This window comes from Pseudoalteromonas sp. APC 3250 (genome assembly GCF_030407915.1).
GTDB lineage: Bacteria > Pseudomonadota > Gammaproteobacteria > Enterobacterales > Alteromonadaceae > Pseudoalteromonas > Pseudoalteromonas tetraodonis.
In genome coordinates this window covers 28,790-55,190 of the sequence record NZ_JASDCM010000023.1, presented here as the reverse complement: position 1 = coordinate 55,190, position 26,401 = coordinate 28,790, and the positions used below count along the sequence as shown (strand labels likewise).

The 26,401-nt window shown below is 40.1% G+C and carries 27 protein-coding genes and 2 tRNA genes; 22 read left to right on the top strand and 7 right to left on the bottom strand.

Annotated elements, in window-relative coordinates; all coding sequences use genetic code 11:
- The first annotated feature begins 179 nt into the window (after positions 1-179).
- The 9 genes from rpsF (at position 180) to alr (ending at position 6,379) form a co-directional block, all read left to right on the top strand.
- Positions 180-521 carry a 30S ribosomal protein S6 gene (gene rpsF, locus QL986_RS17385; protein WP_008110420.1) on the top strand — a complete coding sequence of 114 codons (342 nt, stop codon included), beginning with the start codon at positions 180-182 and terminating at the stop codon, positions 519-521.
- A gap of 43 nt (positions 522-564) precedes the next feature.
- Positions 565-882, top strand: a complete 318-nt coding sequence (gene priB, locus QL986_RS17380; RefSeq protein ID WP_008466122.1) for a primosomal replication protein N — start codon at positions 565-567, stop codon at positions 880-882.
- A gap of 12 nt (positions 883-894) precedes the next feature.
- Positions 895-1,122, top strand: coding sequence for a 30S ribosomal protein S18 (gene rpsR, locus QL986_RS17375; RefSeq protein ID WP_002962753.1), 228 nt, complete (start codon positions 895-897; stop codon positions 1,120-1,122).
- Between the two features lie 36 nt (positions 1,123-1,158).
- Positions 1,159-1,611 (top strand): 50S ribosomal protein L9, encoded by a 453-nt coding sequence (rplI, locus tag QL986_RS17370; protein WP_008110407.1) that lies wholly within the window; start codon positions 1,159-1,161, stop codon positions 1,609-1,611.
- 225 nt (positions 1,612-1,836) lie between these two features.
- A complete protein-coding gene (locus tag QL986_RS17365; RefSeq protein ID WP_016900127.1) occupies positions 1,837-2,388 on the top strand; it encodes an RNA polymerase sigma factor in 552 nt (183 codons plus the stop codon).
- Positions 2,381-2,860, top strand: coding sequence for a hypothetical protein (locus QL986_RS17360; RefSeq protein ID WP_016900128.1), 480 nt, complete (start codon positions 2,381-2,383; stop codon positions 2,858-2,860). The genes QL986_RS17365 and QL986_RS17360 overlap by 8 nt, the downstream gene beginning before the upstream one ends.
- A 9-nt stretch (positions 2,861-2,869) precedes the next feature.
- The gene (locus tag QL986_RS17355) at positions 2,870-3,808 is read left to right on the top strand and encodes a DUF4097 family beta strand repeat-containing protein (protein ID WP_024601519.1); all 939 of its coding nucleotides are present in this window, start codon (positions 2,870-2,872) and stop codon (positions 3,806-3,808) included.
- Positions 3,809-3,920: 112 nt separating this feature from the next.
- Positions 3,921-5,300 (top strand): replicative DNA helicase, encoded by a 1,380-nt coding sequence (gene dnaB / locus QL986_RS17350; protein ID WP_016900130.1) that lies wholly within the window; start codon positions 3,921-3,923, stop codon positions 5,298-5,300.
- Positions 5,300-6,379, top strand: coding sequence for an alanine racemase (gene alr / locus QL986_RS17345; RefSeq protein WP_138765006.1), 1,080 nt, complete (start codon positions 5,300-5,302; stop codon positions 6,377-6,379). The genes dnaB and alr overlap by 1 nt, the downstream gene beginning before the upstream one ends.
- A 70-nt stretch (positions 6,380-6,449) precedes the next feature.
- Here alr and QL986_RS17340 read toward each other — a convergent pair whose 3' ends face one another.
- Positions 6,450-6,689, bottom strand: coding sequence for a DUF2960 domain-containing protein (locus QL986_RS17340; protein WP_004588463.1), 240 nt, complete (start codon positions 6,687-6,689; stop codon positions 6,450-6,452).
- Positions 6,690-6,789: 100 nt separating this feature from the next.
- Here QL986_RS17340 and QL986_RS17335 point away from each other — a divergent pair, with 100 nt between their 5' ends.
- Genes QL986_RS17335 through QL986_RS17325 form a run of 3 tightly spaced genes read left to right on the top strand, consistent with a single transcriptional unit; the run spans position 6,790 to position 8,502 of the window.
- Complete coding sequence (locus QL986_RS17335) at positions 6,790-7,041, top strand: hypothetical protein (RefSeq protein WP_008110382.1); 252 nt, start codon at positions 6,790-6,792, stop codon at positions 7,039-7,041.
- A 30-nt stretch (positions 7,042-7,071) separates the two neighbouring features.
- Positions 7,072-7,695, top strand: a complete 624-nt coding sequence (gene pnuC, locus QL986_RS17330) for a nicotinamide riboside transporter PnuC (RefSeq protein ID WP_013464158.1) — start codon at positions 7,072-7,074, stop codon at positions 7,693-7,695.
- Between the two features lie 3 nt (positions 7,696-7,698).
- Positions 7,699-8,502 (top strand): phosphotransferase, encoded by an 804-nt coding sequence (locus tag QL986_RS17325; protein ID WP_290191761.1) that lies wholly within the window; start codon positions 7,699-7,701, stop codon positions 8,500-8,502.
- On the opposite strand, the gene QL986_RS17320 is transcribed toward QL986_RS17325, so the two are convergent.
- Entirely contained in the window at positions 8,499-8,681 is a 183-nt protein-coding gene (locus QL986_RS17320; RefSeq protein ID WP_008110377.1) for a hypothetical protein, read from the bottom strand. The two genes, QL986_RS17325 and QL986_RS17320, sit on opposite strands and share 4 nt — an antisense overlap.
- A 237-nt stretch (positions 8,682-8,918) precedes the next feature.
- Here QL986_RS17320 and QL986_RS17315 point away from each other — a divergent pair.
- Both QL986_RS17315 and QL986_RS17310 read left to right on the top strand, forming a co-directional pair.
- Positions 8,919-8,993, top strand: a tRNA-Arg gene (locus tag QL986_RS17315).
- Between the two features lie 284 nt (positions 8,994-9,277).
- Positions 9,278-10,495 (top strand): HD domain-containing phosphohydrolase, encoded by a 1,218-nt coding sequence (locus QL986_RS17310; RefSeq protein WP_290191760.1) that lies wholly within the window; start codon positions 9,278-9,280, stop codon positions 10,493-10,495.
- On the opposite strand, the gene QL986_RS17305 is transcribed toward QL986_RS17310, so the two are convergent.
- The gene (locus QL986_RS17305; protein WP_290191759.1) at positions 10,455-10,775 is read right to left on the bottom strand and encodes a hypothetical protein; all 321 of its coding nucleotides are present in this window, start codon (positions 10,773-10,775) and stop codon (positions 10,455-10,457) included. The two genes, QL986_RS17310 and QL986_RS17305, sit on opposite strands and share 41 nt — an antisense overlap.
- Positions 10,776-11,057: 282 nt before the next feature.
- Between QL986_RS17305 and QL986_RS17300 the strand changes: the two genes are divergently transcribed.
- Positions 11,058-12,359 (top strand): outer membrane protein transport protein, encoded by a 1,302-nt coding sequence (locus QL986_RS17300; RefSeq protein WP_290191758.1) that lies wholly within the window; start codon positions 11,058-11,060, stop codon positions 12,357-12,359.
- 129 nt (positions 12,360-12,488) lie between these two features.
- Here the strand turns inward: QL986_RS17300 and QL986_RS17295 are convergent, their stop codons facing one another.
- From QL986_RS17295 to pepA, 3 genes are all read right to left on the bottom strand, one after another.
- Positions 12,489-15,341, bottom strand: a complete 2,853-nt coding sequence (locus tag QL986_RS17295; RefSeq protein ID WP_290191757.1) for a valine--tRNA ligase — start codon at positions 15,339-15,341, stop codon at positions 12,489-12,491.
- A 58-nt stretch (positions 15,342-15,399) separates the two neighbouring features.
- Positions 15,400-15,846, bottom strand: coding sequence for a DNA polymerase III subunit chi (locus QL986_RS17290; RefSeq protein ID WP_013464165.1), 447 nt, complete (start codon positions 15,844-15,846; stop codon positions 15,400-15,402).
- 172 nt (positions 15,847-16,018) lie between these two features.
- Complete coding sequence (gene pepA, locus QL986_RS17285) at positions 16,019-17,530, bottom strand: leucyl aminopeptidase (protein ID WP_016900137.1); 1,512 nt, start codon at positions 17,528-17,530, stop codon at positions 16,019-16,021.
- Positions 17,531-17,837: 307 nt separating this feature from the next.
- Here pepA and lptF point away from each other — a divergent pair, with 307 nt between their 5' ends.
- Positions 17,838-18,950 carry an LPS export ABC transporter permease LptF gene (gene lptF, locus QL986_RS17280; RefSeq protein ID WP_024601523.1) on the top strand — a complete coding sequence of 371 codons (1,113 nt, stop codon included), beginning with the start codon at positions 17,838-17,840 and terminating at the stop codon, positions 18,948-18,950.
- Positions 18,947-20,014 (top strand): LPS export ABC transporter permease LptG, encoded by a 1,068-nt coding sequence (gene lptG, locus QL986_RS17275; protein WP_016900139.1) that lies wholly within the window; start codon positions 18,947-18,949, stop codon positions 20,012-20,014. The genes lptF and lptG overlap by 4 nt, the downstream gene beginning before the upstream one ends.
- Positions 20,015-20,127: 113 nt before the next feature.
- Here the strand turns inward: lptG and QL986_RS17270 are convergent, their stop codons facing one another.
- Positions 20,128-20,625 (bottom strand): RDD family protein, encoded by a 498-nt coding sequence (locus tag QL986_RS17270; protein WP_024601524.1) that lies wholly within the window; start codon positions 20,623-20,625, stop codon positions 20,128-20,130.
- A gap of 271 nt (positions 20,626-20,896) precedes the next feature.
- Here QL986_RS17270 and QL986_RS17265 point away from each other — a divergent pair.
- The 5 genes from QL986_RS17265 (at position 20,897) to QL986_RS17245 (ending at position 26,365) form a co-directional block, all read left to right on the top strand.
- Positions 20,897-20,981: transfer RNA gene (locus QL986_RS17265), tRNA-Leu, on the top strand.
- 592 nt (positions 20,982-21,573) lie between these two features.
- Positions 21,574-22,854: a GGDEF domain-containing protein gene (locus tag QL986_RS17260; protein WP_138686751.1), complete on the top strand. Its 1,281-nt coding sequence runs from the start codon at positions 21,574-21,576 to the stop codon at positions 22,852-22,854.
- Positions 22,841-23,665 carry a transporter substrate-binding domain-containing protein gene (locus QL986_RS17255; RefSeq protein ID WP_236613526.1) on the top strand — a complete coding sequence of 275 codons (825 nt, stop codon included), beginning with the start codon at positions 22,841-22,843 and terminating at the stop codon, positions 23,663-23,665. Before QL986_RS17260 ends, QL986_RS17255 begins: the two co-directional genes overlap by 14 nt.
- Positions 23,666-23,830: 165 nt before the next feature.
- Positions 23,831-24,823, top strand: a complete 993-nt coding sequence (locus QL986_RS17250; RefSeq protein ID WP_013464172.1) for a fatty acid desaturase — start codon at positions 23,831-23,833, stop codon at positions 24,821-24,823.
- Between the two features lie 402 nt (positions 24,824-25,225).
- Positions 25,226-26,365 (top strand): Na/Pi symporter, encoded by a 1,140-nt coding sequence (locus tag QL986_RS17245; RefSeq protein ID WP_013464173.1) that lies wholly within the window; start codon positions 25,226-25,228, stop codon positions 26,363-26,365.
- The last annotated feature ends 36 nt before the right edge of the window (positions 26,366-26,401 follow it).

The window sequence follows — 26,401 nt, the reverse complement described above, 5'->3', positions numbered from 1 at the left end:
CCCCGAACCCCGAACCCCGAACCCTTTAACGCTTATCTATTAAAGCTTAAAAACCTGCTTGCTTAATTATCCTACTAAGCGTAAAATGCGCGCTCATTTCGGCTTTTAAACTATTAATTCCTTGCCTTAAACCGACCGGCCGAAACGGTAGAAGGCTCTATTAACCGTAAGGAATATCCATGCGTCATTACGAAATCGTATTCATGGTTCACCCTGATCAGAGTGAGCAAGTATCTGGTATGATCGAACGTTATACTGGTTCTATCACTGAAGCAGGTGGTACTATCCACCGTCTTGAAGACTGGGGCCGTCGTCAACTGGCTTACCCAATCAACAAGCTTCATAAAGCTCATTATGTTCTTATGAACGTTGAAGCACCAACTGAAGTAATCAGCGAGCTAGAAACTACTTTCCGCTACAACGATGCAGTGCTTCGTAACTTAGTTATGCGTACTAAAAACGCTGTAACTGAAGCGTCTCCTCTTGTAAGAGAAGAGAAGAAAGAAGCACCAGCTGCTTAATTGTTTTGAGTCCTAGCATGGCACGTAGTCAGCAGTTACTATAATGGTTAGCCCATATACGAATCAGCTGGTTATATCGGGGGTTGTTTGTAAAACACCCAAGTTTAGCCAAAGCCCCGCGGGCATACCGCATTGTATTTTTGTTGTAGAACATAAATCAATGCAAGTTGAAGCAGATCTTAACCGTAATAGTTATGTGAGGCTTCAGGTGGTTGCCAGTGGTAAGCAAATGCAACAACAGACTCAACATTTGCACGTTGGGCAGGCATTGCAAGTGAGTGGTTTTTTAAATCGCCACGAAGGTCGTAACGGCCTTAGCCAATTGGTTTTGCATGCTCAGCATATAGAAAGAATTATTTGAGGAATTAATCTCATGGCACGTTATTTCAGACGTCGTAAGTTCTGCCGCTTTAAAGCGGAAGGCGTACAACAAATCGATTACAAAGATCTAGCTACTCTTAGAAACTATGTTACAGAAAGTGGCAAAATCGTACCTAGCCGTATCACAGGTACTAGCGCTAAATACCAGCGCCAGCTAGCAACTGCTATTAAGCGTGCTCGCTACTTAGCCCTTCTTCCATACACTGACTTACATAAGTAAGCAGCGGATTAACACGTTTTTAAAAGGTGTAGAAACATGCAAGTTATTCTACTAGATAAGATCGCTAACCTAGGTGGCCTAGGTGACCAGGTTGTTGTTAAATCTGGCTTCGCACGTAACTTCCTTTTCCCACAAGGTAAGGCAGTTCCTGCAACTAAAGCAAACATTGAAACGTTTGACGCACGTCGCGCAGAACTAGAAGCAAAAATCGCTGAACAGTTAACTGCAGCACAAGCACGCGCTGACAAACTTGAAGCATTAGCAGAAGTTACATTAGTATCTAAAGCTGGTGACGAAGGTAAATTATTCGGTTCAATCGGTACTCGTGACATCGCTGACGCTATCTCAGCTGTTGGTGTTGAAGTTGCTAAATCAGAAGTTCGTTTACCTCTAGGTACTATCCGTGAGACTGGCGAATTTGACGTTGCAATCGCAGTACACTCAGACGTAACAGCTACTATTAAAGTAATCGTTATTGCTGAAGCTTAATTTTTAAAATTAAGTTAAAAAAAACCGTGCTTTGCACGGTTTTTTTGTATCTAAAATTTGTAATTCAAAACAATAAATTGTTTGCTGTGGATTAAATCAAACACTTTTCTAAAATAAAGCTTCATTTTCTACAAATATTTTCTATTTCATTTAAACCTTTCTATTTCTTCTCACGTCTAATAAGTTAAATTGCAATTACATAATTATAAACAGGAAAAATTTGCGATGTTAATGGACGCTAATCAGCCAATAACTGATCAAGTGCAGCAAATGCTTATTGATCAAGTTAAAAACGGCGACCAGTTAGCCTATAAAGCGCTCTATGACATGCATAAAGCAAAAGTTTATGGCTTATGCCTGAGGCTAATAGCCGATGAGGGGCATGCGCAAGATGCAACCCAAGAAGTATTTGTACAGGTATGGCACAAAATAGCGCAATTTGATGGGCGTTCGCAATTTTCTACCTGGCTTTACAGTGTCACCAGTAATATTGCTATTAGCTATGTGCGTAAGCAAAAACATTGGCTTAATAAAGTTATTAGCTTTGAACAAAGCGGTATGGATGAGCAATCTGCAAATGACTGCAATGGCTTAAATGGCTTAGATAAATTAATCGTTAGGCTGCCTGAGCGCGCAAGAATGGTATTTGTACTGTATGCCGTTGAAGGTTATAGGCATGAAGAAATAGCAACCTTGCTAGGCATGGCTGTAGGCTCAAGTAAGGCGCAATATCATCGTGCAAGGCAATTATTAAAACAGTGGTACGAAAATGAGTAAAACAAATTTTGATGACTACTTAAATGAGTCGCTAACACAATTAAATAAAAATATAACACCCGATAAAGAGCTCTGGGATGGGATTGAGCGCGCCATAATGACTAATAAGCAGGCAAGTACAGTTAAGAGTGTCGTTTGGCCGAAGCTAACTGCTATTGCGGCATGTTGTGTGGCTGCTTTGGTTAGCACTATGGTGTTTTTTACATCTCCAGAGACAAATACCGCTGTGGCGATGAGTGATTTTTTTACTAAGCAAAAACAAAGTTTACTTGTTCAATACCAAAGCCAAGCGGCACTAACAGATAACTGGCAAGTGCAGCTACAAGAACTTGAAGATGCTGAGCAGGCTATAAAGCAAACACTTGAAAATGAACCACAAAATAAGGCGCTACTGTCTATGTTAGCGCAAGTATATCAACAACAACTCGACTTAATTAACAAGGTGCATGCACCGCGTTGGCAACAAATCTAGGAGAAATAAATGAAAGCAATAATACTTGGAATCGCTTTATTACCAATGGCTGTATTTGCCGGTGAAAAAATAGAACAACAAATTGAAGTACCAAACGGTGGCGTTATTCATATAGAAAATCAGCGCGGCAATGTAAATATTATGGGCTGGGAGAAAAATCAATTTAAAGTGAGCGGCGAGCTTGATGATAAAGCACAAGGCTACACTCTTAAAACACAAGGTAATAAAACTCAGTTTATTGTAAAAATGCCTGATCTTTCAAACTGGGATAATAACAATAATGGCTCAACGCTAACTATTTTCATGCCGCAAAGCAGTGCGCTGGAGTATGTTGGGGTTAACGCTTCAGTAACTGCAAAAGAGTTAAAAAGAGGCACTGAAATTGATGTAGTCAATGGCGCCATTACAGTAAATGATCTTAACGGCGATATTAAGCTTACTAGTGTTAACGGTGACATCAACGCAAAAAACCTCAGTGGTAAAGTGCAATTTGAAACTGTAAATGGCGCAATTGATGATCAGCAATCTAACGGAGAAGTTCGTTTTAATGCGGTTAATGGGAATATAAAATCAAACTCGACTGCCAATGATATTCGCTTAGAAAACGTAAACGGTGATATCAATCTTACCTTCGATGCAATCAAAGAGTTACAAATAAGCACTGTAAATGGCGAAGTTGAAGTGCGTATTAATCGCCTTTTAAGTGATGCTGATGTAAGTTTTGAATCTGTAAGTGGCAATGCTGAGTTTTACTTTCCAGCTGATTTATCGGCACAATTTGAAGTGCAAGCCCATGCCGGCGGTAAAATTGACAACCAGCTAACGAGCGACCAAGTGCAAAAAGCCAAATATGGCCCAGCAAGTGGAATTAAGTTTAATACTAATGGCACCGATGCCAGTGTAGAAATGAATACCATAAGTGGGACGATTGGACTTAAGCGTCAATAATCATCCATTTTATTTTAAGTTACAAAAAGCAGGAAAGATTTCCTGCTTTGCTATTTGCACAGCCCCGCCAAGTCGATAGAATAGAGCCATTCAATTTTAGTACTGTGAAGTTATGGCCAAACCAGATAAGCAAGTCGACACTCTTAAAGTTCCTCCCCATTCAATAGAAGCTGAACAATCTGTTTTAGGTGGTTTAATGCTTGATAATCAAGCATTTGATCGCGTAGCTGAACTTGTTGTGTCACAGGACTTTTATACCCGTACCCATAAGCTTATTTTTGAGGCAATGACAGCACTGGCTGAAATTGGCGATCCGATTGATTTAATTACTATTTCTGAAAGTTTAGAAAAAAATAATCAGCTTTCAGGGATTGGTGGCTTTGCGTATTTAGCCGAAATAGCTAAAAACACCCCAAGTGCTGCTAATATTGATGCTTACGCTAGCATTGTACGCGAACGTGCAGTTGTGCGTGAAATGATTGGTGTTGCCAATGAAATTGCTGAGGCAGGCTTTAACCCAGAAGGGCGCACAAGTCACGATTTACTCGACTTTGCTGAGAGCAAAGTATTTAAAATTGCTGAGCAACGTACAAAAAGTAGTGATGGCCCGCAAAGCATTCACAACATACTTGAAAAAACCGTTGATAAAATAGAAGAGCTTTATCAGTCACCACAAGATGGTGTTACCGGTGTAAGCACAGGTTACGCTGATTTAGATAAAATGACGACTGGTCTGCAGCCCTCAGATTTAATTATTGTGGCAGCACGTCCATCGATGGGTAAAACTACCTTTGCAATGAACCTTGCTGAGCATGCAGCAATGACCCAAGACAAGCCTGTACTTATCTACTCACTAGAGATGCCCTCTGAACAAATTATGATGAGGATGCTGGCGTCCCTTGGCCGAATTAACCAAACCAAAGTACGTACTGGTCAGCTAGATGACGATGACTGGGCGCGCCTTTCATCAACCATGGGGTTACTCATGGAAAAAGGCAAAATGTATGTTGATGACGCCTCAGGCTTAACACCCACTGATGTACGTTCACGTGCACGTCGTATTGCCCGCGATCATGGTGGTATTAGTATGATCATGGTCGATTACCTACAATTAATGCGCGTACCTAGCTTGTCAGATAATCGTACCTTAGAAATTGCCGAAATTTCACGTTCACTTAAAGCATTAGCAAAAGAATTACAGTGTCCGGTTGTTGCACTATCGCAGCTTAACCGTACCTTAGAGCAACGTGCTGATAAACGCCCAATTAACTCAGATTTGCGTGAGTCGGGCTCTATTGAGCAAGATGCCGATTTAATCATGTTTATTTATCGTGACGAAGTATACAACGAAGACAGTACTGATAAAGGTGTTGCAGAAATTATCATCGGTAAACAGCGTAACGGTCCGATTGGTAAAGTGCGCCTAACCTTCCAAGGTCAATTCTCTCGCTTTGATAATTACGCGGGGCCTGCTGTAGATGATGATTACTAATGCGCTTAGCTATTGCCGAAATTAATTTACAAGCACTTGCTCATAATTTAGCGCAAGTGCGACAGTTTGCGCCTAACAGTAAAGTTATGGCGGTATTAAAAGCCAATGCTTATGGCCATGGTTTAGTAAAAATAGCGCAGCACCTTAATGATGCCGACGCATTTGCAGTGGCACGAATAGATGAAGCGCTCGCACTGCGAGCAGGCGGGCTGACCAAGCCTATTGTGTTGTTGGAAGGTTTTTTCCATCAAGATGACTTGCCGATTTTATTAGCCAATAACTTTCAAACCATAATCCATGATGAAAACCAGCTCAGAGCACTTGAAAATGCAAAGCTCGATGCACCAATCAGTTGCTGGTTAAAAATCAATACGGGTATGCATCGTTTAGGGGTTGCACCAACGCAATTGAATGATTTTTATCAGCGCTTGCAAGCGACTAATAACGCTAAAGATACAATCAATTTAATGACTCACTTTTCCAGTGCCGATGATATTAATGATCCCAAAACAGCTGAGCAAATTGCTTTGTTTGATTCATTAGTGCAAGGCAAACAACAAGCACATTGTTTAGCAAATTCGGCCGGTATTATTGCTTGGCCTGCCGGTCATGGCGAGTGGGTGCGTCCAGGCTTGATGATGTATGGTGTATCACCAATGCTTAACACTTCAGGCAAAGATCATCAGCTTAAGCCGGTGATGCGCTTAACCACTAAGGTCATTGCAATTCGCGATGTTGATGCTGCGCAAGGTGTTGGTTATGGTGGCAGTTGGCAAAGTACTCAGCCAACTAAGCTTGCAGTGGTTGCTATGGGCTATGGTGATGGTTATCCGCGTCATGCTAAACATGGTACCCCTGTAGTGATTGCTGGCAAACGTTATGGTATTGCTGGCAACATCTCTATGGATATGATCAGTGTTGATATTGGTGAAAATGCTGATGGCATCAAAGTCGGCGATGAGGTAGTAATGTGGGGCCCTGAGTTGCCGGTAGAAGAAATTGCACAATGTGCTGATACTATATCTTACGAGTTATTGTGTAATATTACACCGCGCGTAAGTTATGAGTACCAGCGCTAATATTTATTTTAAAAATACCCATTAAGTTTACATTGCTAGAATGATCGTGATGCTCACTTAATCGGTATCGTTACTCTTTTATAAAGTAAATATCGCTAAAGCCCATGCGAGCAAATTCTTGATCACGAAAGTTACGCACAGCCGATGACCCTTTAGAGGTCATTTCAATTTGGCGTACCATGTTTAAGTAGTTAGTTAAATCGATACCTTCGGCAGCCGCAATAGCCTGATACATATCGTGGTATTTATCTTTGGCGAAGTTAATTTCGCGCGGTTGATTTTTAAAAGTGTAGGTAATTCTGCGTGCCATAATGAGCTCATTTAAATTGAGTGTTAGTGTAATTTTACACTGTATTTAAGTTGCGTTGAATGATTAGTTGAAATCAAATAATTAAAAAGGTGAGTTTGAAATGAAATTATCAGTAGAGATCAGTAAATACCCGCTCCACCAAGATTACATTCCTTTTATTAAAGGCTTTATCGACAGAGTTAATGCCTACGAAGAACTCAAAGTGATCACTAATACGATGTCGACCCAAATATTTGGTGATTATGACCTAGTTATGCAAGTGATCAGCACAGAAATTAAACATTCATATGAGCAATTTGGTAAAGCTATATTTGTGTGTAAATTTATTTCGGGCGATTTATCTCCCGAATAACCCCTTAACAAACACGGTCGTTTTATAATGATGGATTTTGTAACGCAAATACTCAGTGGTTTTACTGCTATGTCGCATTGGGAATATATTGCGGTTGCTTTGTCGATGGCGTATTTATTACTGGCCATTAAAGAGAACTTATGGTGCTGGCCTGCGGCTTTTTTTAGTACGCTTATTTATACCATTATGTATTGGAATGGCGCGCTGCTAATGGAGTCGTTACTAAACTTTTATTATATGTATATGGCGGTGTTTGGTTGGGTCGTGTGGCGCAAAGGCAAGGCTAATCAAGCGCAGCGACTAATTACATCCTGGCCGGTAAACCGACATATTATTTTAATTGTACTGACTACATTAGTGTCATTAGCAATTGGCTATGTAATGCAAAACTATACGCATGCAGATTTTGCGTATCTTGATAGTTTCACAACTTGCTTTGCTGTGGTTACTACGTATCTGGTAGCTAAAAAAGTACTAGAAAATTGGCTCTATTGGATAGTCATTGATGCGGCCTCTATGTATTTGTACTATGAAAAAGGCTATTACCCAACCCTTGTTTTATTTGTATTTTATACCGTTATGGCAGCATGGGGATTTAAAACGTGGTACGAAGAATACGAGCAAAGCCAAGCCAAGCCCATGGCGCAACTTTAATCTATGAATCAGCATTCTCAGTTAGTTAATATTTGTAGCGCGTTTTTAGTACCGAGCACAATAACCTCAACAGAGTATTTGGTTAACGGTTTAAGCAACGATAACTTTTTGATCCGTACTGACAGCCAAGCTTATTTATTAAAGTGTTATAAAGCGTATTGGCCACAAGTAGGGTTACATGCCCAATATGAGCTCAGTAAACAACAAGTTTGCTCTGCTCCCATCTGGCTTGATAAGCAAAATAAGCGCGCAGCTTTTAACTATATTGATGGCGACGTCGCGCAGTCTTATTTGGCGATGCCGCTACTGACTAAACTTGTTAAGCTACATGCGTATACAACTAATAATGAGGCAATGAATATAGCTTTGGAATTGCAAGCCTATCAGCATTTATTTGTGTTTAAACAGTATGAAAAGCTCATAAGCAAAACATTAAAAAGTATAGCCAACATGCCCGTAGATAGCGGCTTTTGCCATAACGACTTAGTCAAAGAAAATATCGTGGTAAACCCGCAAGGCGTTTATTTAATCGATTTTGAGTATGCTCAAACAAATGATGTGTATTTTGATCTTGCTGCGTTAGCGGTTAGTTTTAAATTAGATGCTTCAGGCAAGCAGGCTCTGCTTAACAATTACAAAACGCACACCCTATCAGAACAATTTTATTTATCTATGCATAAACTCAATTGCTATCAGTTAGTTTACTTACTGTTATGTATAGGTTGGTATGAGCAACGCGCTATAAACAATCAGGTTGTTGTATTGCGCGCGCAACTGGATGAGCTTATTGCTTTAATGGAGGGTTAAAGTCCGCCAAAGCGTTCCGCAAGCTCTTTGTATTTTGCTACTTCATCAGCGTCAAATTGCATTTCGCCGTTATCATCTTCTGATTTAGCGATTAATAGGCTTTCTCGAGCAAGGCGTTTAACGCGCTCTGCTTTTACACCTAAAAATTCAGCAACTTGCTCTGTTGACATTAACTTCATAATTACTTCCTCGTGTTTAATCTTTCCGTTCAGTGACAATAATAGATAATATGTGTCTAAAGCGTTACTGTTTTTTTATAGAATATAAACAAATAGCGCTTTTTTTACCTTTTGTGAAGTGATTAGTTTAAATTATAGACATGTAAACGAATCATGCTGGCATTTATACAAAGATGCCTTTATTATTGCGCATGCTAAAGCATTGATATCGCGAGTTGATGTGGCGGCAACAAATGTGCTCTCGTGGTGAAATGGATATCACGTGGCCCTCCGGAGGCTAAGTTGTAGGTTCGATCCCTACCGAGAGCGCCATTTGCGTTTAAAGTATCATTTCCTGTTTCTTCCTCAAAATACCTACAATTATTTAAATTAGTCCGCTGCCTTACATTATTTAATTTTCGATAATAAAATATGTAGCAATCTATTTTATACCTTTAGGCGTATATTCATTGCTGAGCTTATGATTTATTCTTGCTAGTGCGTATAATTATTGATGTTAATCATTTATTATTACCCTGAACTCAAAAGCTAGACTTTTATAGCTAAATAATGCTATTTAAAGTATATATTCATTAATTATAGAAACCCTCATTTTTATGCTAATCACCTTACCTATATCAGAACTCGTTCCAGGCATGTACGTAAATAGCGTTACTAAGCAGCAGGAGAGTGTGGATGGCATAAAAATTAAAACCAGTGGTTTGGTTCGTGATAAATCAATCATTCAGCGTTTAATTACCGAAGGGGTGCTTGAGCTTCTCATCGACTTTACAAAAAGTGATGTCGCCGTACCAGCTAAATACAAAGAAAAACAAAAACCACAAGCTCCTGTAGCTAAGCAAGATAAGCCAGTTAAGGCAAAGGTTGCTATAAGCTTAGAGCAAGAGTTTGCAAAAGCCAGTGTGAGTTATGATGCGCACAACAGAAAACTACAAAGTATTTTTGGTGACTTAACATCAGGTTTGTCACTTAATATTGAAGCGCTCAATGAAATAAGTAATGAAATAGTGAGCTCTGTATTTCGTAATGAACACGCTATGACTATTTTAACTCGGATCAAAGATAAGCACAGTTACAACTGGCGTCATATGATCAACTGCACCATTTTTACAGCGGTGTTTGCTAAATACTTAGGTTATAAACGCGCTGTTGTGCAAGAGCTTGCAATGGGGGCTTTAATGCATGACTTAGGTCAGGCTAAGTTACCGCAAGGGATATTTTCCAAACCAGGAAAAGTCACAGGTAACGAAATGACGGCAATAAAAAAGCATGTCGCACAAAGCTTAGGATTGTTAAAAGGCGGAAAAGGTATTACGCCTTTAATGCTTGATATGATTGTAAATCATCATGAGCGTCTTGATGGTTCAGGCTATCCAAGAGGTGTAGATGGAAGCAAATTAAGCCGCCCAGCTCGGATCATTGCGATTGTAGACGTATACGATGCATTGACAGCAGATAGACCGCATCAAGAGGGTGATGAGCCAATTAATGCGCTTCGCTATTTGTTGGCTAACAAACAGCTGTTTGATACAGAGTTAGTACAGTTATTTATTAAGTGTTTAGGTGTACACCCAGTAGGAACTATTGTTAAGTTAACCAATGAGCGTTTGGCGTTGGTGCTAGAGGGCAATCATTCAAACCCTATCAAACCTAAAGTGAAGCTTTTTTACAATGCTAAACATAACCACCATGTTACCGCAAAAGATATAGATTTAAGCTTAAATAATAACGAGATAAAAATACAGGCAAGTGTCAAACCCGCTGATTATAAGATTAATTTGCCTCGGCTTTTAAAAGAGCATTTACTGCTTTAGCGTTACATCCTCTTTTTTCGTTTGTTTTAACAGAAATATAGCCACCTAAAAAACAACTTCCCATCAGCGTTAACCACAACAGTGTGCCTAATTCTACATGCAGCGCTAAGCAACAAAAAACCAAAGAAATAATCGCCATGGCAATGGCTGCGAGCCAATATTGATTGACAGGATTGTCACATTTCCCAGCACGCGTACACGCGCAATAATTTGCCTTATAAAAGAAATAAACACTAATGCCGCAAAAAATAAGCCCAGCAAGAATAAGTAAAATGATCACAGTTTTCTCCCTTTGTGATTTTAATTGCAGTGTAAATTGCAAAGTATTTTAAGTCAATGCAAATAGGAATTAATCTCATTAGAGTATATACTCTAATACCACACTTCTTGTCCGATGAGTTTTAAATAGTTGTTAAATTGTCGTTAAAAAACGTGTTTTTTGGCTTTTTTTAACGTTTTAGTAAGGTTTTTTATAAAAAATTAAGGTAGGGTACGCAGGTTTGAAACTCTAATAACAACACACATAGCTATCCAAACAGTAAGTTTGGCTAAGGACACAACAATGAAATTTACTAAAACTCTTATTGCGGCATCGCTGGCATTTGTTTCAGCTGATACTTTTGCAGCGGCTTTTCAGCTTGCTGAGCAAAACGTATCTGGTTTAGGTCGTGCATACGCAGGTGAAGCATCTGTAGCAGACGATGCGTCTGTGGTTGCACGTAACCCAGCATTAATGACGTTGTTTAAAGAGAAGCAACTTAGTGTTGCAGCTATGGCTGTCATTCCTGATGTGAGCCTTAAAGGCACAGGTAATGCTTACGGTTTGGATAACAGCGTACTAGATGATGACAGCATTGCACCAAGCGCGATTATTCCAGCAGGTTATTTCACTATGCCAGTAAACGATAAAGTATCGGTTGGGTTTGGTGCTTTTTCTAACTTTGGCCTTGCTACTGAGTTTAACGATGATTACGCAGCTGGCCAAATTGCCGGTGAAACTGAAATTGTTACTGTAAACATGAACGCAAGTGTTGCTTATAAAGTATCAGAGCAGTTTAGCTTTGGTATTGGTTTGAATGCAATTTATGCAGAAGCGAAGATTATCCGTAAGTTTGGTGTAGTACCTCCTGTAAACCCTGCTATTGCTTCTATTCCTGCAAGTGCTGATGCTGTTCACCTTGAAGGTGATGATATGGGTTACGGCTTAAACGTTGGCTTAATGTATCAGCTAGATGAAAATAGCCGCTTTGGTTTTAACTACCGTACAGAAACAGATATTACTTTTGAAGGTGAATACTCGAATGAATTACCTTCATTTATTCCTGGTGGATTAAACGGACAGCTTGAATTACCGGGCTCTGTTGAAATTACATTACCAGCAATTGCTGAGTTCTCAGGCTCTCATCAGTTAGACGAGAAACTAGGCGTTCACTACAGCGTATTATGGACAGGTTGGAGCAGCTTTGACTCATTAGAAGCGCAAGTTACTGCGCCTACAGGCGATAAGTTCAGCGCCTTTGAAAAAACAGAAGACTTTTCTGATGCAATGCGCTATTCAATCGGTGCTGATTACCAATACAGCGAAAACTTAATGCTACGTGCCGGCTTTGCGTTTGATGAGTCGCCAGTGTCACAACAGCATTTATCAATTTCTATTCCTGATACAGACCGTTTCTGGTTCTCGTTCGGTGGTAACTACGCGATTGATCAAAACTCAAATGTTGATTTGGGTGTGAGTGTATTACGTGGTAAAACGCAAAAGTTCACTGAAAAAGTAGAAAGCGAAACGCTACCTCAGCAATGGTCTTTTGAATCAAAAGGTCATGCCGTACTTATTGGTGCTCAGTATAACTACACGTTCTAATTCTGCCTAGAGCCTAGAGCCTAGAGCCTAGACATAAAAAAGCCGCTTAGTTCAAATGAAGTAAGCGGCTTTTTTTATACTTATAAATTAAATGTTTACGAATAGCATAAGCCATCCGTAACGGTTTAATTATAAGCTTTCAATCTTCGTTTTTTGCTCAAGTAGCTTAGTTTTAGCATCGGTAAATTCAGCTAGCTTAGCATTTTCTTTAGCCAGTACTGCTTCAGGTGCGTTGTTAACAAACTTTTCGTTAGCGAGTTTTTTTTGCACTTGGGCTAGCCCTTTTTCTGCTTTTTCAAGTTGCTTGTTAATACGTGCAAGCTCGGCTTCAACGTCAATTAAGCCCGCCATTGGGATCATAATCTCAAGATTGCCAACATAAGAGGTCGCACACGCTGGAGCATCGTCTTTGTTTTCAAGCAGGGTAAACGCTTCAAGCTTAGCTAATGACGCTAAAAATGATTCATTCTCGTTTATACGGCGTACATCATCGCTTGATGCGTTAGCCAGTAAAACGCTAAGTGGTTTACTTGGGCTGATATCCATTTCACCACGAATATTACGAATCGCTAAAATGAATTGCTTAACCCACTCTAAATCGTCCATTGCTTGTGCATCAACATTGGCTTGGTTATAAACAGGGAAGCCCTGAACCATAATACTGGTACCCGCTGTTTCAAGGCCAGCAAGTGGTGCAACACGTTGCCAAATCGTTTCAGTGATGTAAGGCATCATTGGGTGCATTAAGCGTAATAAGCTTTCAAGTACGGTAATAAGGGTATGACGTGTACCGCGCTGCTGTGCTTCATTGCCTTTAAATAATACCGGCTTCGTTAGCTCTAAGTACCAATCACAGAACTGGTTCCAGGTGAATTCGTACAGCGTGTTCGCCGCTAAATCAAAACGGTAGTTATCAAGGTGCTCGGTGTAGGTTTTAACCGTTGCTTCATATTGGCCTAAAATCCAACGATCAGCTAACGAGTACTGTTTTTCATTGTCGTTAAAGCCACAGTCTTGCTCTTCTGTGTTCATTAATACGTAACGGCTTGCGTTCCACAATTTATTACAGAAGTTACGGTAACCTTCAAGACGGTTCATATCCCAGTTGATATCACGACCGGTTGATGCCATGGCAGCTAAAGTAAAGCGTAGTGCGTCGGTACCGTGTGCTTCAATACCGTTTGCAAATACTTTGCGGGTATCTTTTTCAATTTTAGCGGCAAGTTTAGGCTGCATCATGTTACCAGTACGCTTTTGTACTAAGTCTTCAAGGCCAATGCCATCAATCATGTCTAGTGGGTCAAGTACGTTACCTTTTGACTTAGACATTTTATCGCCGTTATCGTCACGTATTAAACCAGTTACATAAACTGTTTTAAAGGGAACTTGTGATTTGCCATTTTCATCTTTTATAAAGTGAAGCGTCATCATGATCATACGCGCAACCCAGAAGAAAATAATATCAAAACCGGTTACCAACACGTCAGACGGGTGGAAGGTTTTTAAGTCATCAGTATTCTCTGGCCAACCTTGAGTTGAGAATGTCCAAAGTGCAGATGAAAACCAGGTATCAAGAACGTCTTCGTCTTGGCTAAGTGCTACGCTATCTGCAATGTTGTTATCGCGGCGAACTTCCGCTTCATCACGGCCTACGTATACGTTACCTTCGCTGTCGTACCAAGCTGGAATACGGTGACCCCACCAAAGCTGACGTGAAATACACCAATCTTGTACGTCATTCATCCACGAAAAGTACATGTTTTCATATTGCTTAGGTACAAACTGAATGTCGCCATTTTTAACAGCCTCTTTTGCAGGCTCTGCAAGAGGAGCTACACGCACATACCATTGGTCAGTAAGCAGTGGTTCAATAACCACACCAGAGCGGTCACCGTAAGGAACGGTTAAGCCGTGGTCTTCAATTTTTTCAAGTAGGCCGAGCTCTTCAAATTCAGCAACAATGGCTTTTCGTGCGTCAAAACGGTCAAGGCCATGCAGGCGCTCAGGAATAGGCGCGTCAAATTCAAGTTCTTTACCATCAAAGGTGTAGGTTTCACCTTGAGTTAAAATAGCCGCGTCTTTATCGAAGATATTAATCATCGGCATTTGATGACGTTTACCTACTTCGTTATCGTTAAAGTCGTGCGCAGGGGTGATTTTTACACAGCCTGTACCTTTGTCTTTATCGGCATGTTCATCGGCAACAATTTTAATACGACGATTAACAATCGGTAGTAAAATCTCTTTACCGATTAGGTCTTGATAGCGCTCGTCATCTGGGTTTACTGCAACACCTGAGTCACCCAGCATGGTTTCTGGGCGCGTGGTTGCAACAACAATGTAGTCTTTACCGTCTTGTGTCGTTACACCATCAGCAAGTGGGTAACGTAAGTTCCACATGTGACCTTGCTTGTCTTTGTTTTCAACTTCAAGATCAGAAATCGCAGTGTGTAATTTTGGATCCCAGTTTACTAGGCGTTTACCACGGTAAATTAGGTTTTCTTTATGAAGGCGTACAAATACTTCTTTAACAGCTTCTGATAGGCCATCGTCCATGGTAAAGCGTTCACGGTCCCAATCAACAGAAGCACCAAGGCGACGAAGTTGTTTTGTAATCGTGCCACCAGACTCGTTTTTCCATTCCCAAATTTTATCGATGAATGCATCACGGCCTAAATCGTGGCGTGTTTTACCTTCTTCTGCCGCAAGCTTACGCTCTACTAGCATTTGTGTGGCAATACCTGCGTGGTCAGTACCTACTTGCCACAACGTATTGTTACCTTGCATACGTTTAAAGCGCGTTAAGGTATCCATGATAGTATCTTGGAAAGCGTGGCCCATGTGTAAGCTACCCGTGACATTTGGCGGCGGGATCATAATTGAATATGGGGTGCCTTGGCCAGATGGCTTAAAGTAGCCTTTTTGTTCCCAGTCTTGATAGAGAGACTGTTCAATATCTTGCGGATTGTAGGTTTTATCCATTACACAGAACCTTAAATAAGTACTTAAATGAGTTAGTTAGCTTTGTACGCAGTGAGCGTTAGCGATTAATATCTTGCGTGGTGATATTGGCACCGAGTTGGCGTAGTTTTTTAAAGCGCTCACGAGCGGCTTGTTTGGCTACGGGCTCTACGGGTACAAAATCAAAAACTTGGTTAAACCGACGAATAAAATCCGGTAAGTGATTGGCCAAGTTAATTAATACTTTACGATTACCAACGGGTGGTGTTGTGCCTATTTCTACAGGTGCGCCGCCTTTTGGGCCTTCGCCTTGTAAATTGTGAGGTACAAAACTGTCGGCATCAAATGTCCAAATAGTTTCGTCAATGCTGTTGGCGGTTTCTTCGCTATCTACAAAAATAAATACGCGTTGACCAAGCCGATACTGTTGCCCAGCTATTTGAGCTGCTAAAGCAAAGTGATCATCGGCTTTAGCTAATGACTCATCTTGTTGCTTTAAAATGAAAAACTGGGCATTCATGTTCATTGTATCGGGATTTCCCATGACATTGATTGTGCTGTTATTAAATACACACAAATTAAGAAGGGGATTTTGCCATATAACGGGGTTTGCTTCAATTAATACCCAATAAATAAGGCGCTTTAAAAGCGCCTTATTTTATACTCTACATTGAGCTGTGAAGCCCTGTGTTGGTTTGTTAGTCGTGAGTTGCTTCGCTAATACCAGCTCGGTTTAATAAATACTGAGTCAGCATAGGAACAGGACGACCTGTTGCGCCTTTTTTAGCGCCGCTGCGCCATGCAGTACCGGCAATATCTAAATGAGCCCAGTTATACTTTTTAGTAAATTTAGATAAGAAACAGGCCGCGGTAATAGTACCTGCAGCGCGCCCACCTAAATTAGTAAAGTCGGCAAACGGGCTTTCAAGTTGATCTTGATAATCATCCCATAATGGCAGTTGCCATGCACGATCGCCACTTTGCTCAGACGCTTTTAATAAATCATGCGCCAGTGGATTATGATTAGCTAATAAACCCGTAGCATGGGCACCTAAAGCGACAATACACGCACCGGTTAAGGTTGCAACATCAATCACGGTTTCAGGCTCAAAACGTTCAACATAGGTCAGCGCATCACATAATACTAAACGGCCTTCGGCATCGGTGTTAAGTACTTCTACCGTTTGCCCAGACATAGTTGTTAGTATGTCTCCTGGGCGATAGGCGTTTGAGCTTGGCATGTTTTCACAGCCGGCTAAAACACCAATTACGTTTATAGGTAGCTGCATTTGTGCAAGTGAGCGCATAGCGCCAATAACACCAGCTGCGCCCCCCATGTCGTATTTCATTTCATCCATGCCTTCGCCTGGTTTTAATGAAATACCGCCTGAGTCAAAGGTTAAGCCTTTACCAACGAGAACGATAGGCGCTTGGTCATCGCCTGCGCCTTTGTAGTTAATTACCGACATAACTGATTCGTTATCGCTGCCACGACCTACTGCTAGGTATGAGTTCATTCCTAGTTCGGCCATTTTATCTTCGCCAATTAGCTCAACAGTGATGTTATCAAAATTAGCTTCCAGTTCTTTGGCTTGCTCGCCAAGGTACGCTGGATTACAAATATTAGGCGGCATATTAGCAACGTCTTTACACAGCTTACTACCTGCTGCAATCGCTAAACCATGCTCAATGGCACTTTCGCCTATAGTAAGTTCACGGCGAGTAGGGACGTTAAATACCATTTTACGTAGTGGGCGGCGAGGGTCTACTTTTTTACTTTTCAGCTGATTAAAGGTGTAAAGGCAATCTTGTGTTGTTTCCACCGCTTGACGTACTTTCCAATAGGTATCACGCCCTTTAACATGTTGTTCAGTTAAAAAGCACACGGCCTCCATTGAACCCGTTTCGTTTAGCGTGTTGATAGTTTTAGAAATAATTTGCTTATATTGTTTATCGTCAAGCTCGCGTTCTTTACCGCAGCCAACAAGTAAAATACGTTCGCTTAAAATATTGGGCACATGATGCAATAGTAGTACTTGTCCTGGCTTACCTTCTAAGTCGCCACGGCGTAATAAATTAGAGATATAACCATCGCTAATTTTATCAAGTTGTTCACCAATGGGGGATAACCTGCGTGGTTCATATACACCCACAACAATACACGCACTGCGTTGTTTTTCTGGGCTACCACTTTTTACGTTGAATTCCATTGTCACTCCTGATTTTGAGTCATCTATAGAAGCTAAATTGGGACTAAAAATGTGTTTTCTAGTCTTTTTACCTAAATTTTTAGGTCTAGCGCTAATATTAGTAGATTTTACTCGACTCTTACTGTGTATTTGAACTTTATATGCTTAAGGGTAACTAATGCAACATTATATCGTGATGTTAGGTAGGATAATTAATATTGATGGCTTATAATATGTGCTTAATACTCATTTAAAATGAGTGAATTAACTAGTTCACTCATCGTTTTTTATTATTATATTGAAATTCCATGTTTAACAGGGGCGAATGTTGCTAATTTTCCGTTATTTGACCACTGAGGTTTTAAAATCGCAGGTCGCCGTATTTTTAACTTTGATGACCATATTTTTGTCGCAAAAGTTTGTTGTTATTCTTGGTGATGCCTCAGAGGGGAGTATCCCAGCAAAACTCGTGTTCTCAATGATTGCGCTTAAGTTGCCACAGTTAGCATCATTAATTTTACCCCTGAGTTTATTTTTAGGAATTATTTTAGCTTACAGCCGTATTTACGCTGACAGTGAAATGACAGTACTTAAAGCTTGTGGCGTGAGTGAGTGGTATGTGGTGCGCATTACGCTTATTTCTAGTGTCATCTTAGCGTTACTCGCCGCGGTACTTACCTTGTATGTTGCACCTTGGGCTAGCGAGCAAGAATATCAATTAAAAGAGCAAGCAAAGGCGGATGCTGGATTATCGGCGCTTAGAGCTGGGCGTTTTCAACAAACCGGTAACGAAAAAGCCGTGGTATTTATTCATAATATTGAAAATGGCGGCAAAGAACTTAATAAAGTATTTGTTGCGCAGTTACCAGATAGTGAAAAAGGCGATTTAGCGCGTTTAGTATACGCTGAGCAAGGCGTTGTAATTGAAGCACAAAATGGTGAGCAGCAGTTAGTACTTACTGATGGTAAACGCTACGAAACTGATGGCGAAGCGCCTTCGCTTAACTTAACTGAGTTTGATGGTTACAGCGTACAAATTCGCGAACAAGAAATAGAGCATCAACGTCGTAAATTAGAAGCTGTGCCAACCCGTGAACTTATGTCAATTAATACTCCCGAAGCAATTGCACAGTGGCAGTGGCGTTTAGCGATCCCACTTTCCATTCCGTTATTAACTTTGCTGGCCGTGCCTTTGAGTGTAGTAAACCCTCGCCAAGGTAAATTTGCAAAATTGGTACCCGCTATCAGCTTGTATTTAGGCTATTTTATTTTACTTAATGCGGCCAAATTTGCAGTAGAGGATGGCAAAATTCCGCCATCAATTGGACTGTGGTGGATTCATTTAAGTGCATTATTTATTGGTAGCTTATTAATTATTAGAGGTCGTCCATTGGGTGCTTGGCTTAAAGCTGTCGTCACTAAGCGGGAGCAAAACCTATGATGAAGACACTTGATTGGTACTTAGGTCGTAGCATTTTGCAAACCACAGGGTTTGCGTTAATGGTGCTCGTGGGTATTAGTACATTAATAAAGTTTATTGAGCAGCTTAAATCTGTAGGGCGCGGGAGCTACGATATAATGACTGCCATGCTGTACACTATTTACAGTATTCCAGATGATTTAGTGGTGTTTTTTCCTATGGCTGCACTTATTGGTGGCTTAACTGGATTAGGAGCGCTTGCCTCAAATAGTGAGTTGGTAGTAATGCAAGCGGCGGGGATGTCGCGTTTACAAATTATTGGCTCAGTAATGAAAACAGCTATTTTTATGGCATTGTGCGTAATGGCTTTAGGCGAGTGGGGCGCTCCTGCTGCACAGCTGCACGCTAAGGAAATGCGTAATCAAGCGATTCATGGTGGTGATGTGTTTAATGCGCAAAAAGGAGTATGGGCTAAAGATGGTAATAACTTCATTAACATTGAAGATGTTGACCAAAATGGCATGCTGCGCGGCGTTAACATGTATCATTTTGATAAATCGTTATCACTAACACAAATCACCAAAGCAAAAGAAGCCGTAGGGCGAGATAGTGGTTGGCTATTGCGCGATGTAAATAAAGTGATGATCAGCGAAGAGTTAATTACCACTGAACAAGTTTCTGAAGAGTTTTACCCTTCGCAGCTTACCGCCGAAAAGCTAGGCGTGGTATCGGTAAAACCAGAATCACTGTCGTTTTCAGGGCTATGGTCATATTTAGCTTACTTACAACAAAATGAGCAAGACACCAGCACCTATGATTTAGCGCTCTGGCGTAAATTAATGCAGCCCGTGTCTATTGCCGTAATGTTGTTGGTTGCCTTGTCGTTTATATTTGGTCCGCTGCGAACTGTAACTATGGGGGCACGAATTATTATGGGGGTGGTAACCGGTATTGTGTTTCATCTAACCAATGAGATATTTGGGCCTGTGGTAATGGTATATCAAATTCCTGCAATTATAGGCGCCGTTTTGCCGAGCATCTTATTTACAGGGTTTGCAGCTTATTTAATGAATAAGCGGGTATAACTAAATTTAAAGCTTAAATAAAAAACGCGGCCTTTGTAAAAAGCGCCGCGTTTTTTATTCTTTAGATTGAGATTATACCAATTCGCTTAATTAAGTATTATTGCGGATTGATATCATAGTTCGCGATAAACGCGTTTATTTTCTTCTTTGGTGAGCGTAACCACTTCGGTTTTTGATAGGTAATCTTGTAGTGCTTTTTTATTTTTAAAATCCACTAATACCACTAAATTACCTAAACCCAGCAATGCGCTGATACTGCGGATAATGGCTTGTGGCCAGCTAATTAAGTTTCCCTGATGGGTTTGTACTTTTAATCGCCACGCACGCATACCAATTGTTTGCCCGCTTTTAGTCCAAAAATAACCAAAAAACACCAAACCAACCAGAACTAACAGTGAGCTGCGAATCCCTGAAAGTAACAGTGAGTCCTGAATACGTGCTGAGACATCTTCAGCGCCATTAAGAGCAATAACATCAAGGGAAATAAGCCCTTGAATAGCAAATAAATACAATACCACCGTTAGCATCGCAAAAGCGATAATAGCTAATGTATCGTACACCAATGACGCAAAACGGCGCCAAAATCCTGCCCGTGGAAACTCAGCCAACATAAATATACTCTCAATGTTAATGTGCGCGATAGTTTAGCAAATAAGCCGTCAAATACTACCTATTACGCTACGTGCTTAACTCGATATTGGCTCAAATGTTAATGGTTGCCTAAATGTTAAGCGGTTGATCATGCTTAATACATAAAACGCTTGCCGCTTTGCTTATTGTTTGTATAATGCTTAGCAATGAGATGGAAGAGGGTACATAATCTTTCACTCTAAAGTGGTTTTTCTTTATCTTCTCTTGTTTAGAAGGTTAAAGAAAAATGATGCCAGCGTGATGAAATTGGTATACATGGGGGATTCAAAATCCCCTGCCGCAAGGCGTGCCGGTTCAAGTCCGGCCGCTGGTACCACTTTTTATAGCCCCTGCTAGATTTAGCAGGGGTTTTTTTATGCCTCAAATTTGAGTGGCTGAACTTGAGCGGCACGTGAGGTGCCGCTGTTATAAGTAAAAGTCCGGCCGCTGGGTGAGAGTGAACCGAAACGTAGTTTCGCAGTGACTCGAAGTGAGTTCATGGATGAACGATGGATGCAGCTTCAGGGATGAATTATTTATTCAGCTATATACGTTATAGCCCCGACCAAATTGGTTGGGTTTTTTTTATGCCTTAAATTTGAGTGGCTGAACTTGAGCGGCACGTGAGGTGCCGCTGTTATAAGTAAAAGTCCGGCCACTGTGTGAGAGTGAACCGAAACGTAGTTTCGCAGTGACTCGAAGTGAGTTCATGGATGAACGATGGATGCAGCTTCAGGGATGAATTATTTATTCAGCTATATACGTTATAGCCCCGACCAAATTAGTTGGGGTTTTTTTATGCCTTAAATTTGAATAGCCTAAAGCCGCCAGAAATGAGAACACTTATTCCTTATGCTGTTCTTTGCTTCCATTAAGAATGTAATTAACCTAAGCTCAACTATAAAGTTTATTAAGAAGTGCCATTGTTAATGTTTGCAAGTTACCGTAGTCCAAACAGTTTATCTAAAAAAATGATGCGCGTTATTTTCTCTATCTACTTGTTTGTAACCTGCCTCATAACAAGCATGCAGTTTTTAACTGAATACTTAAAAACACAAAACTCAATCTCCTATGAATTAAAACAGTTGCAAGAAACTGTTCAGGGTCCTGTTTCGACGAGTTTGTGGCAATATGACCAAACTCAGTTAGGTGTACTCGTTGATGGGCTTATTAAAATGCCGGTTATTGAGGGAGTTGATGTTTTTGACAAACATGGCAAAAGCATGATTTCTAAACGTTCTTACACTCAAGCCTCACTTCCTCTCTCAATTTTTGAAACTAAATCTGAGTTGTATTGGACGCTTAATGGTACACGGGTTTTTCTTGGCACATTGGTGCTCTATTCATCGTCTGAGGTGGTTTTAGATCGTGTTTTATTTGGTTTTTTCTTAATTGCTATTACGGCAATGATAAAATTATCAATTTTGTTTGGGTTATTTATTTGGGCTTTCGATCGTTACCTAGCCAGGCCTTTAAAAGAATTGATGCAACAAGTTAATGAGGTCCAATCAAGTAAAAATGTACGTAAACGGATCAATCTTTCACATATTGAAAACAACGAGCTCAGCCAGCTCCAAGATCATATGAATACGATGCTCTTTAGTATGGAAAGGGATCGGGAGCGATTACTCGAGGATGAAAAATCTAAACGAGATTGGCTGGAAGAAGCCGTTACAAAACGTACAAAAGATCTACAAGTATTAAATGAAAAACTTAAAACGCTTGCAACAAGAGACTCTCTAACGGGTATTTTAAATCGGGGGAGCTTTTTTGATACAGCAAATCATTTGCTAGAACTTTCTCAGCGACAGAAATTACCCGCATCTTTTATTTTAATTGACTTAGACTACTTTAAAAACATTAACGATACGTATGGACATTTTGTTGGTGATAAGGTGCTTATTCATTTTACCGACACAGTTCAGAGCATGATAAGAGAGTCTGACCTTATTGGTAGAGTGGGTGGAGAGGAGTTTGCACTATTTCTTCCAAATACAGGGCTTGATAACGCGTTCAAACTCGCTAATAAAATAAGAAAGGCTGTGGTTGATTCAACCTTAGAAGTTGATGGTGAAACTGTAATCTATACTGTAAGCATAGGCGTTGCCTCATCCGAGCTAAAAGACTGCTCAGTTACTGAGTTATTCAAAGTCGCTGACTTGAAGCTTTACTGCGCTAAAGACAAAGGACGTGATCGTGTTGAAAAATAAAATGTTTAAAGGTAAAAAAAAGATCTCTCAAGTGCTGCTTATATCCTTATTGTTAGCATTGAGTATAGGTAATTTTAGTCATGCCAATACATTAAAAGTTTGCTACGACCAATGGCCTCCTATGACCATATTTCCGTCAGAGGGTTTTCCTGCCCGCGGCTTTGTGATTGATATGCTAGAGCAAATATATACATCAAAAGGCTATCAATTAGAATATTACGAAGTGCCTTTGGCAAGGGGGCTCGATATGGTTGCGGATGGTCTTTGCGATATGTTGCCAGAATATTTATTTTCGCAAGACATCGAAGTGGGTTTCGAGTACGCCTCAGAGGCAACATTTGCATATCCAACTGCTTTTGTTGTTAGGCAGGATGAATCCTGGCGCTATGATGGGATTCAATCCATACAAGGAAAGCGTGTTGCAACAGGGCCTGGGTGGGATTACAGCTCGGTAAGTGTTGATTATCAAAATTATATTGATGATCCAAATAATTCTGATTTAGTGGAAGTAATCGCGGGCTCTAGCGATGTGGTAGAACGGATTTTTCAGATGATTAAAGCGGGAAGAATCGATCTATATGCAGATAATATGCTGGTTTTACAGTACATGTTGAATCGATTTGATTGGAACAATGGATTAAAAATAGTGCGTCCAGGCTTAGAAAATAAATTGGTTGAAATACCTATTTTTTCAAATAAAATGCCCGCAGAAAGAAGGCAAACGCTAATAAATATATGGAACAGTGGTCGTTTATCTATCAAAGGAGATAAACAAAAAATGCTTCTTAAAAAGTATAATGTGGCTTTATAAGTGCTTTAAAATGCCCCAATAGCACGCGCTAAGAAAGTGAGATATTTAATTTGATTATGATCTTATACTTTTTTTCCCCGTAAATTAATTAGTATTAAATTACTTTGTACTGAGTTTTTTACTCGGATATTATATACCTCAACCTCTTGTTGCGAATAAAACATCATGACTCAATTGACCGCAAAACAGAATATTCAAGCCATTGTTAAAGCGATTAAGGCGGAAGAAGCGCTGCTTCGTCAAAAACATCCATTGTTAATGCATCAAAACACCTTGGGAATGGCTATCTTATTGCTCTCGCTAAGTGCGTTAATTGGGGTTGGTACTTTGTATTACTTTGCCATTATCCCTGCTTGGCTTTGTATTGTATTGGCCGCTATAGCCACCTCTATTTCGCACGAGCTTGAGCACGATCTTATTCATAAGCAGTACTTTAGCAACCAGCCTTTTTTACACAATTTTATGATGTTTACTGTGTGGTTGATGCGCCCTAATACGATTAGCCCGTGGTATCGTCGCAAGATGCATTTGCATCACCACAAAACGTCGGGCACTGAGCAAGACCTAGAAGAACGTTTGGTAGGTAATGGTATTAAAAACCCGTTTTTACGTGCATTGGTGATTGTTGATGGATTGCTTGGTTTATTAATTAACGCAAAACGTTTTAGTAAAGAAATTAAAGGGTTTAGCTTTTTTAAAGTGTTTAACGCAGGTTTTCCAATTACTACTGCTTATTTTGCTATTTTATACAGTGTGATAGGGTTTCATTTAATTAATTTATTTACCCCAATTGCGGCTAACTCACCGGCATTATTGCTCGATGTAATGAATGTGTTCGAGTTTTTAATGGTGGTGCTGATAGTGCCTAACATTGTACGTTCGAGCTCACTTAATTTTGTTACCTCCAGTATGCATTATTACGGCGGTGTTAATAATATGCTTGAGCAAACTCACGTAATTACTAGCCGTTTGTTTATGCCGTTTAATTTGTTTTGCTTTAACTTTGGCCACACCCACACAATTCATCATTTTGTGCCGAATCAGCCGTTTTATTTACGTCAAATGATTAGCAAAAAAATTCTTGAAGTGATGCGCCAGCACGGTGTGCGTTTTAACGATTTTGCTAGTATAAAAAAAGCTAATTTGTATCAATCATAAAGCTTGTTTTTACTCAATCTTCGAGGTTGCTGCTTTATTAACCTTGCCTAGCCTAAGGCTAGGCAATACCCCTAGTAAAATCAGATAAAGCTTATAAAACTTCCCTTTAGTACCTACTTAATCTATTACTCAGAGCTTTTTAAATTTAGTCCTTAATTGATGCCACTTAGCGCTTTGTTATGTAATTGAATACTAAGTTTAATTTTTTGATTTTAATTGATTTTTTTTAGAGTTATGGCTTGCCTTATACTCAATTTTTCACCCTTATGTTTTTATGTTATGAATAAAAAAGCACGTTAATCGAATTGAAATATTTCTGTAATATTTAGGTGTTCTAATGCGCTCTGAAACAAAAACGTCATCAAAATGCCATAATCGGTAAGACAAAACTGAGATTTAAACATGAGTGAATCAAAGCGCAATACGCTATTAATAAAAACGCTTAACTGGGCTGCTATCGCCTTTTTAGTTTATTTAGTCCTTGTAGCCGTTGGCACTGTCAGTGGTGGTTTTAAATTAGCGTCGGGCGGTACTGAGGGAGCGAAAGAGATTTTTGCATTCGCAACCAACCCGTTTATCGCATTATTATTAGGTGCTTTAGCAACCGCTTTAGTGCAATCATCATCAACGGTTACCTCAGTTATAGTGGGGCTAGTTGCTGGCGGTTTACCGTTAAGTATTGCTATTCCAATGGTGATGGGTGCAAATATTGGTACCACTATTACTAACACCTTAGTGTCTATTGGCCATATTCGCTCTAAAGAAGAGTTCCAACGTGCATTTGCGGCATCAACTGTTCATGATTTCTTTAATTTATTTGCCGTTATTATATTTTTACCGCTAGAAATAATGTTTGGTTTGCTGCAAAAAATGTCTGCTGCTTTATCGCACTTATTTATTGGTGATGCCGACTTATCATTAAAGAGCTACAACTTTATTAAACCACTCGTAAAACCAGCTGTGGGCGTAATAAAAGATGCATTTAGTTTTTTAGATACAAAAATGCTAGGTGCAGCGATGGTTATTGCAGGTATTTGTTTGATTTTATTTGCCGTAACTACATTAGGTAAATTACTTAAAAAAGCGCTGGTTGGCACTGCAAAAGATATACTGCATGGAGCCATTGGGCGCGGGCCTATCGCGGGTATCACATCAGGTGCGGCAGTAACAATTATGGTTCAGTCATCATCAACGACAACCAGTTTGATGATCCCACTTGCTGGAAGTGGTGTGTTTACTACGCGTCAAATTTACCCATTCACACTGGGAGCTAACATTGGTACAACCATTACTGCTTTATTAGCGGCCACATCAATTACAGGGCCTATGGCTGAGGTTGCGCTAACAATTGCATTGGTACACGTTATGTTTAATGTATTTGCAGTTGCACTTATTTACGGCGTTCCTGTGCTGCGTGAAATACCGCTAAAACTTGCTGAAAAGCTAGCCGAAATTGGTACAAATAATAAATCAGCAGCATTAGGCTATATACTAGGATCGTTCTTTGTGGTGCCTGGTTTAATTGTACTGGCCGTTCGATAAGTAGAAATAAACGTATAAAAGGAATGCGCTATATAA

Bases quoted from the DNA above. Each gene is read 5' to 3' on its own strand.
- QL986_RS17340 (WP_004588463.1), bottom strand. From the start codon at position 6,689: ATGGCACGCAGAATTACCTACACTTTTAAAAATCAACCGCGCGAAATT.
- QL986_RS17295 (WP_290191757.1), bottom strand. From the start codon at position 15,341: ATGGATAAAACCTACAATCCGCAAGATATTGAACAGTCTCTCTATCAA.
- rpsR (WP_002962753.1), top strand. From the start codon at position 895: ATGGCACGTTATTTCAGACGTCGTAAGTTCTGCCGCTTTAAAGCGGAA.
- QL986_RS17245 (WP_013464173.1), top strand. From the start codon at position 25,226: ATGAGTGAATCAAAGCGCAATACGCTATTAATAAAAACGCTTAACTGG.
- dnaB (WP_016900130.1), top strand. From the start codon at position 3,921: ATGGCCAAACCAGATAAGCAAGTCGACACTCTTAAAGTTCCTCCCCAT.
- QL986_RS17300 (WP_290191758.1), top strand. From the start codon at position 11,058: ATGAAATTTACTAAAACTCTTATTGCGGCATCGCTGGCATTTGTTTCA.
- lptG (WP_016900139.1), top strand. From the start codon at position 18,947: ATGATGAAGACACTTGATTGGTACTTAGGTCGTAGCATTTTGCAAACC.
- QL986_RS17310 (WP_290191760.1), top strand. From the start codon at position 9,278: ATGCTAATCACCTTACCTATATCAGAACTCGTTCCAGGCATGTACGTA.
- QL986_RS17290 (WP_013464165.1), bottom strand. From the start codon at position 15,846: ATGAACATGAATGCCCAGTTTTTCATTTTAAAGCAACAAGATGAGTCA.
- rpsF (WP_008110420.1), top strand. From the start codon at position 180: ATGCGTCATTACGAAATCGTATTCATGGTTCACCCTGATCAGAGTGAG.
- rplI (WP_008110407.1), top strand. From the start codon at position 1,159: ATGCAAGTTATTCTACTAGATAAGATCGCTAACCTAGGTGGCCTAGGT.
- QL986_RS17365 (WP_016900127.1), top strand. From the start codon at position 1,837: ATGTTAATGGACGCTAATCAGCCAATAACTGATCAAGTGCAGCAAATG.
- QL986_RS17325 (WP_290191761.1), top strand. From the start codon at position 7,699: ATGAATCAGCATTCTCAGTTAGTTAATATTTGTAGCGCGTTTTTAGTA.
- QL986_RS17355 (WP_024601519.1), top strand. From the start codon at position 2,870: ATGAAAGCAATAATACTTGGAATCGCTTTATTACCAATGGCTGTATTT.
- pepA (WP_016900137.1), bottom strand. From the start codon at position 17,530: ATGGAATTCAACGTAAAAAGTGGTAGCCCAGAAAAACAACGCAGTGCG.
- priB (WP_008466122.1), top strand. From the start codon at position 565: ATGGTTAGCCCATATACGAATCAGCTGGTTATATCGGGGGTTGTTTGT.
- QL986_RS17270 (WP_024601524.1), bottom strand. From the start codon at position 20,625: ATGTTGGCTGAGTTTCCACGGGCAGGATTTTGGCGCCGTTTTGCGTCA.
- pnuC (WP_013464158.1), top strand. From the start codon at position 7,072: ATGGATTTTGTAACGCAAATACTCAGTGGTTTTACTGCTATGTCGCAT.
- QL986_RS17335 (WP_008110382.1), top strand. From the start codon at position 6,790: ATGAAATTATCAGTAGAGATCAGTAAATACCCGCTCCACCAAGATTAC.
- QL986_RS17320 (WP_008110377.1), bottom strand. From the start codon at position 8,681: ATGAAGTTAATGTCAACAGAGCAAGTTGCTGAATTTTTAGGTGTAAAA.
- QL986_RS17250 (WP_013464172.1), top strand. From the start codon at position 23,831: ATGACTCAATTGACCGCAAAACAGAATATTCAAGCCATTGTTAAAGCG.
- QL986_RS17260 (WP_138686751.1), top strand. From the start codon at position 21,574: ATGTTTGCAAGTTACCGTAGTCCAAACAGTTTATCTAAAAAAATGATG.
- QL986_RS17360 (WP_016900128.1), top strand. From the start codon at position 2,381: ATGAGTAAAACAAATTTTGATGACTACTTAAATGAGTCGCTAACACAA.
- alr (WP_138765006.1), top strand. From the start codon at position 5,300: ATGCGCTTAGCTATTGCCGAAATTAATTTACAAGCACTTGCTCATAAT.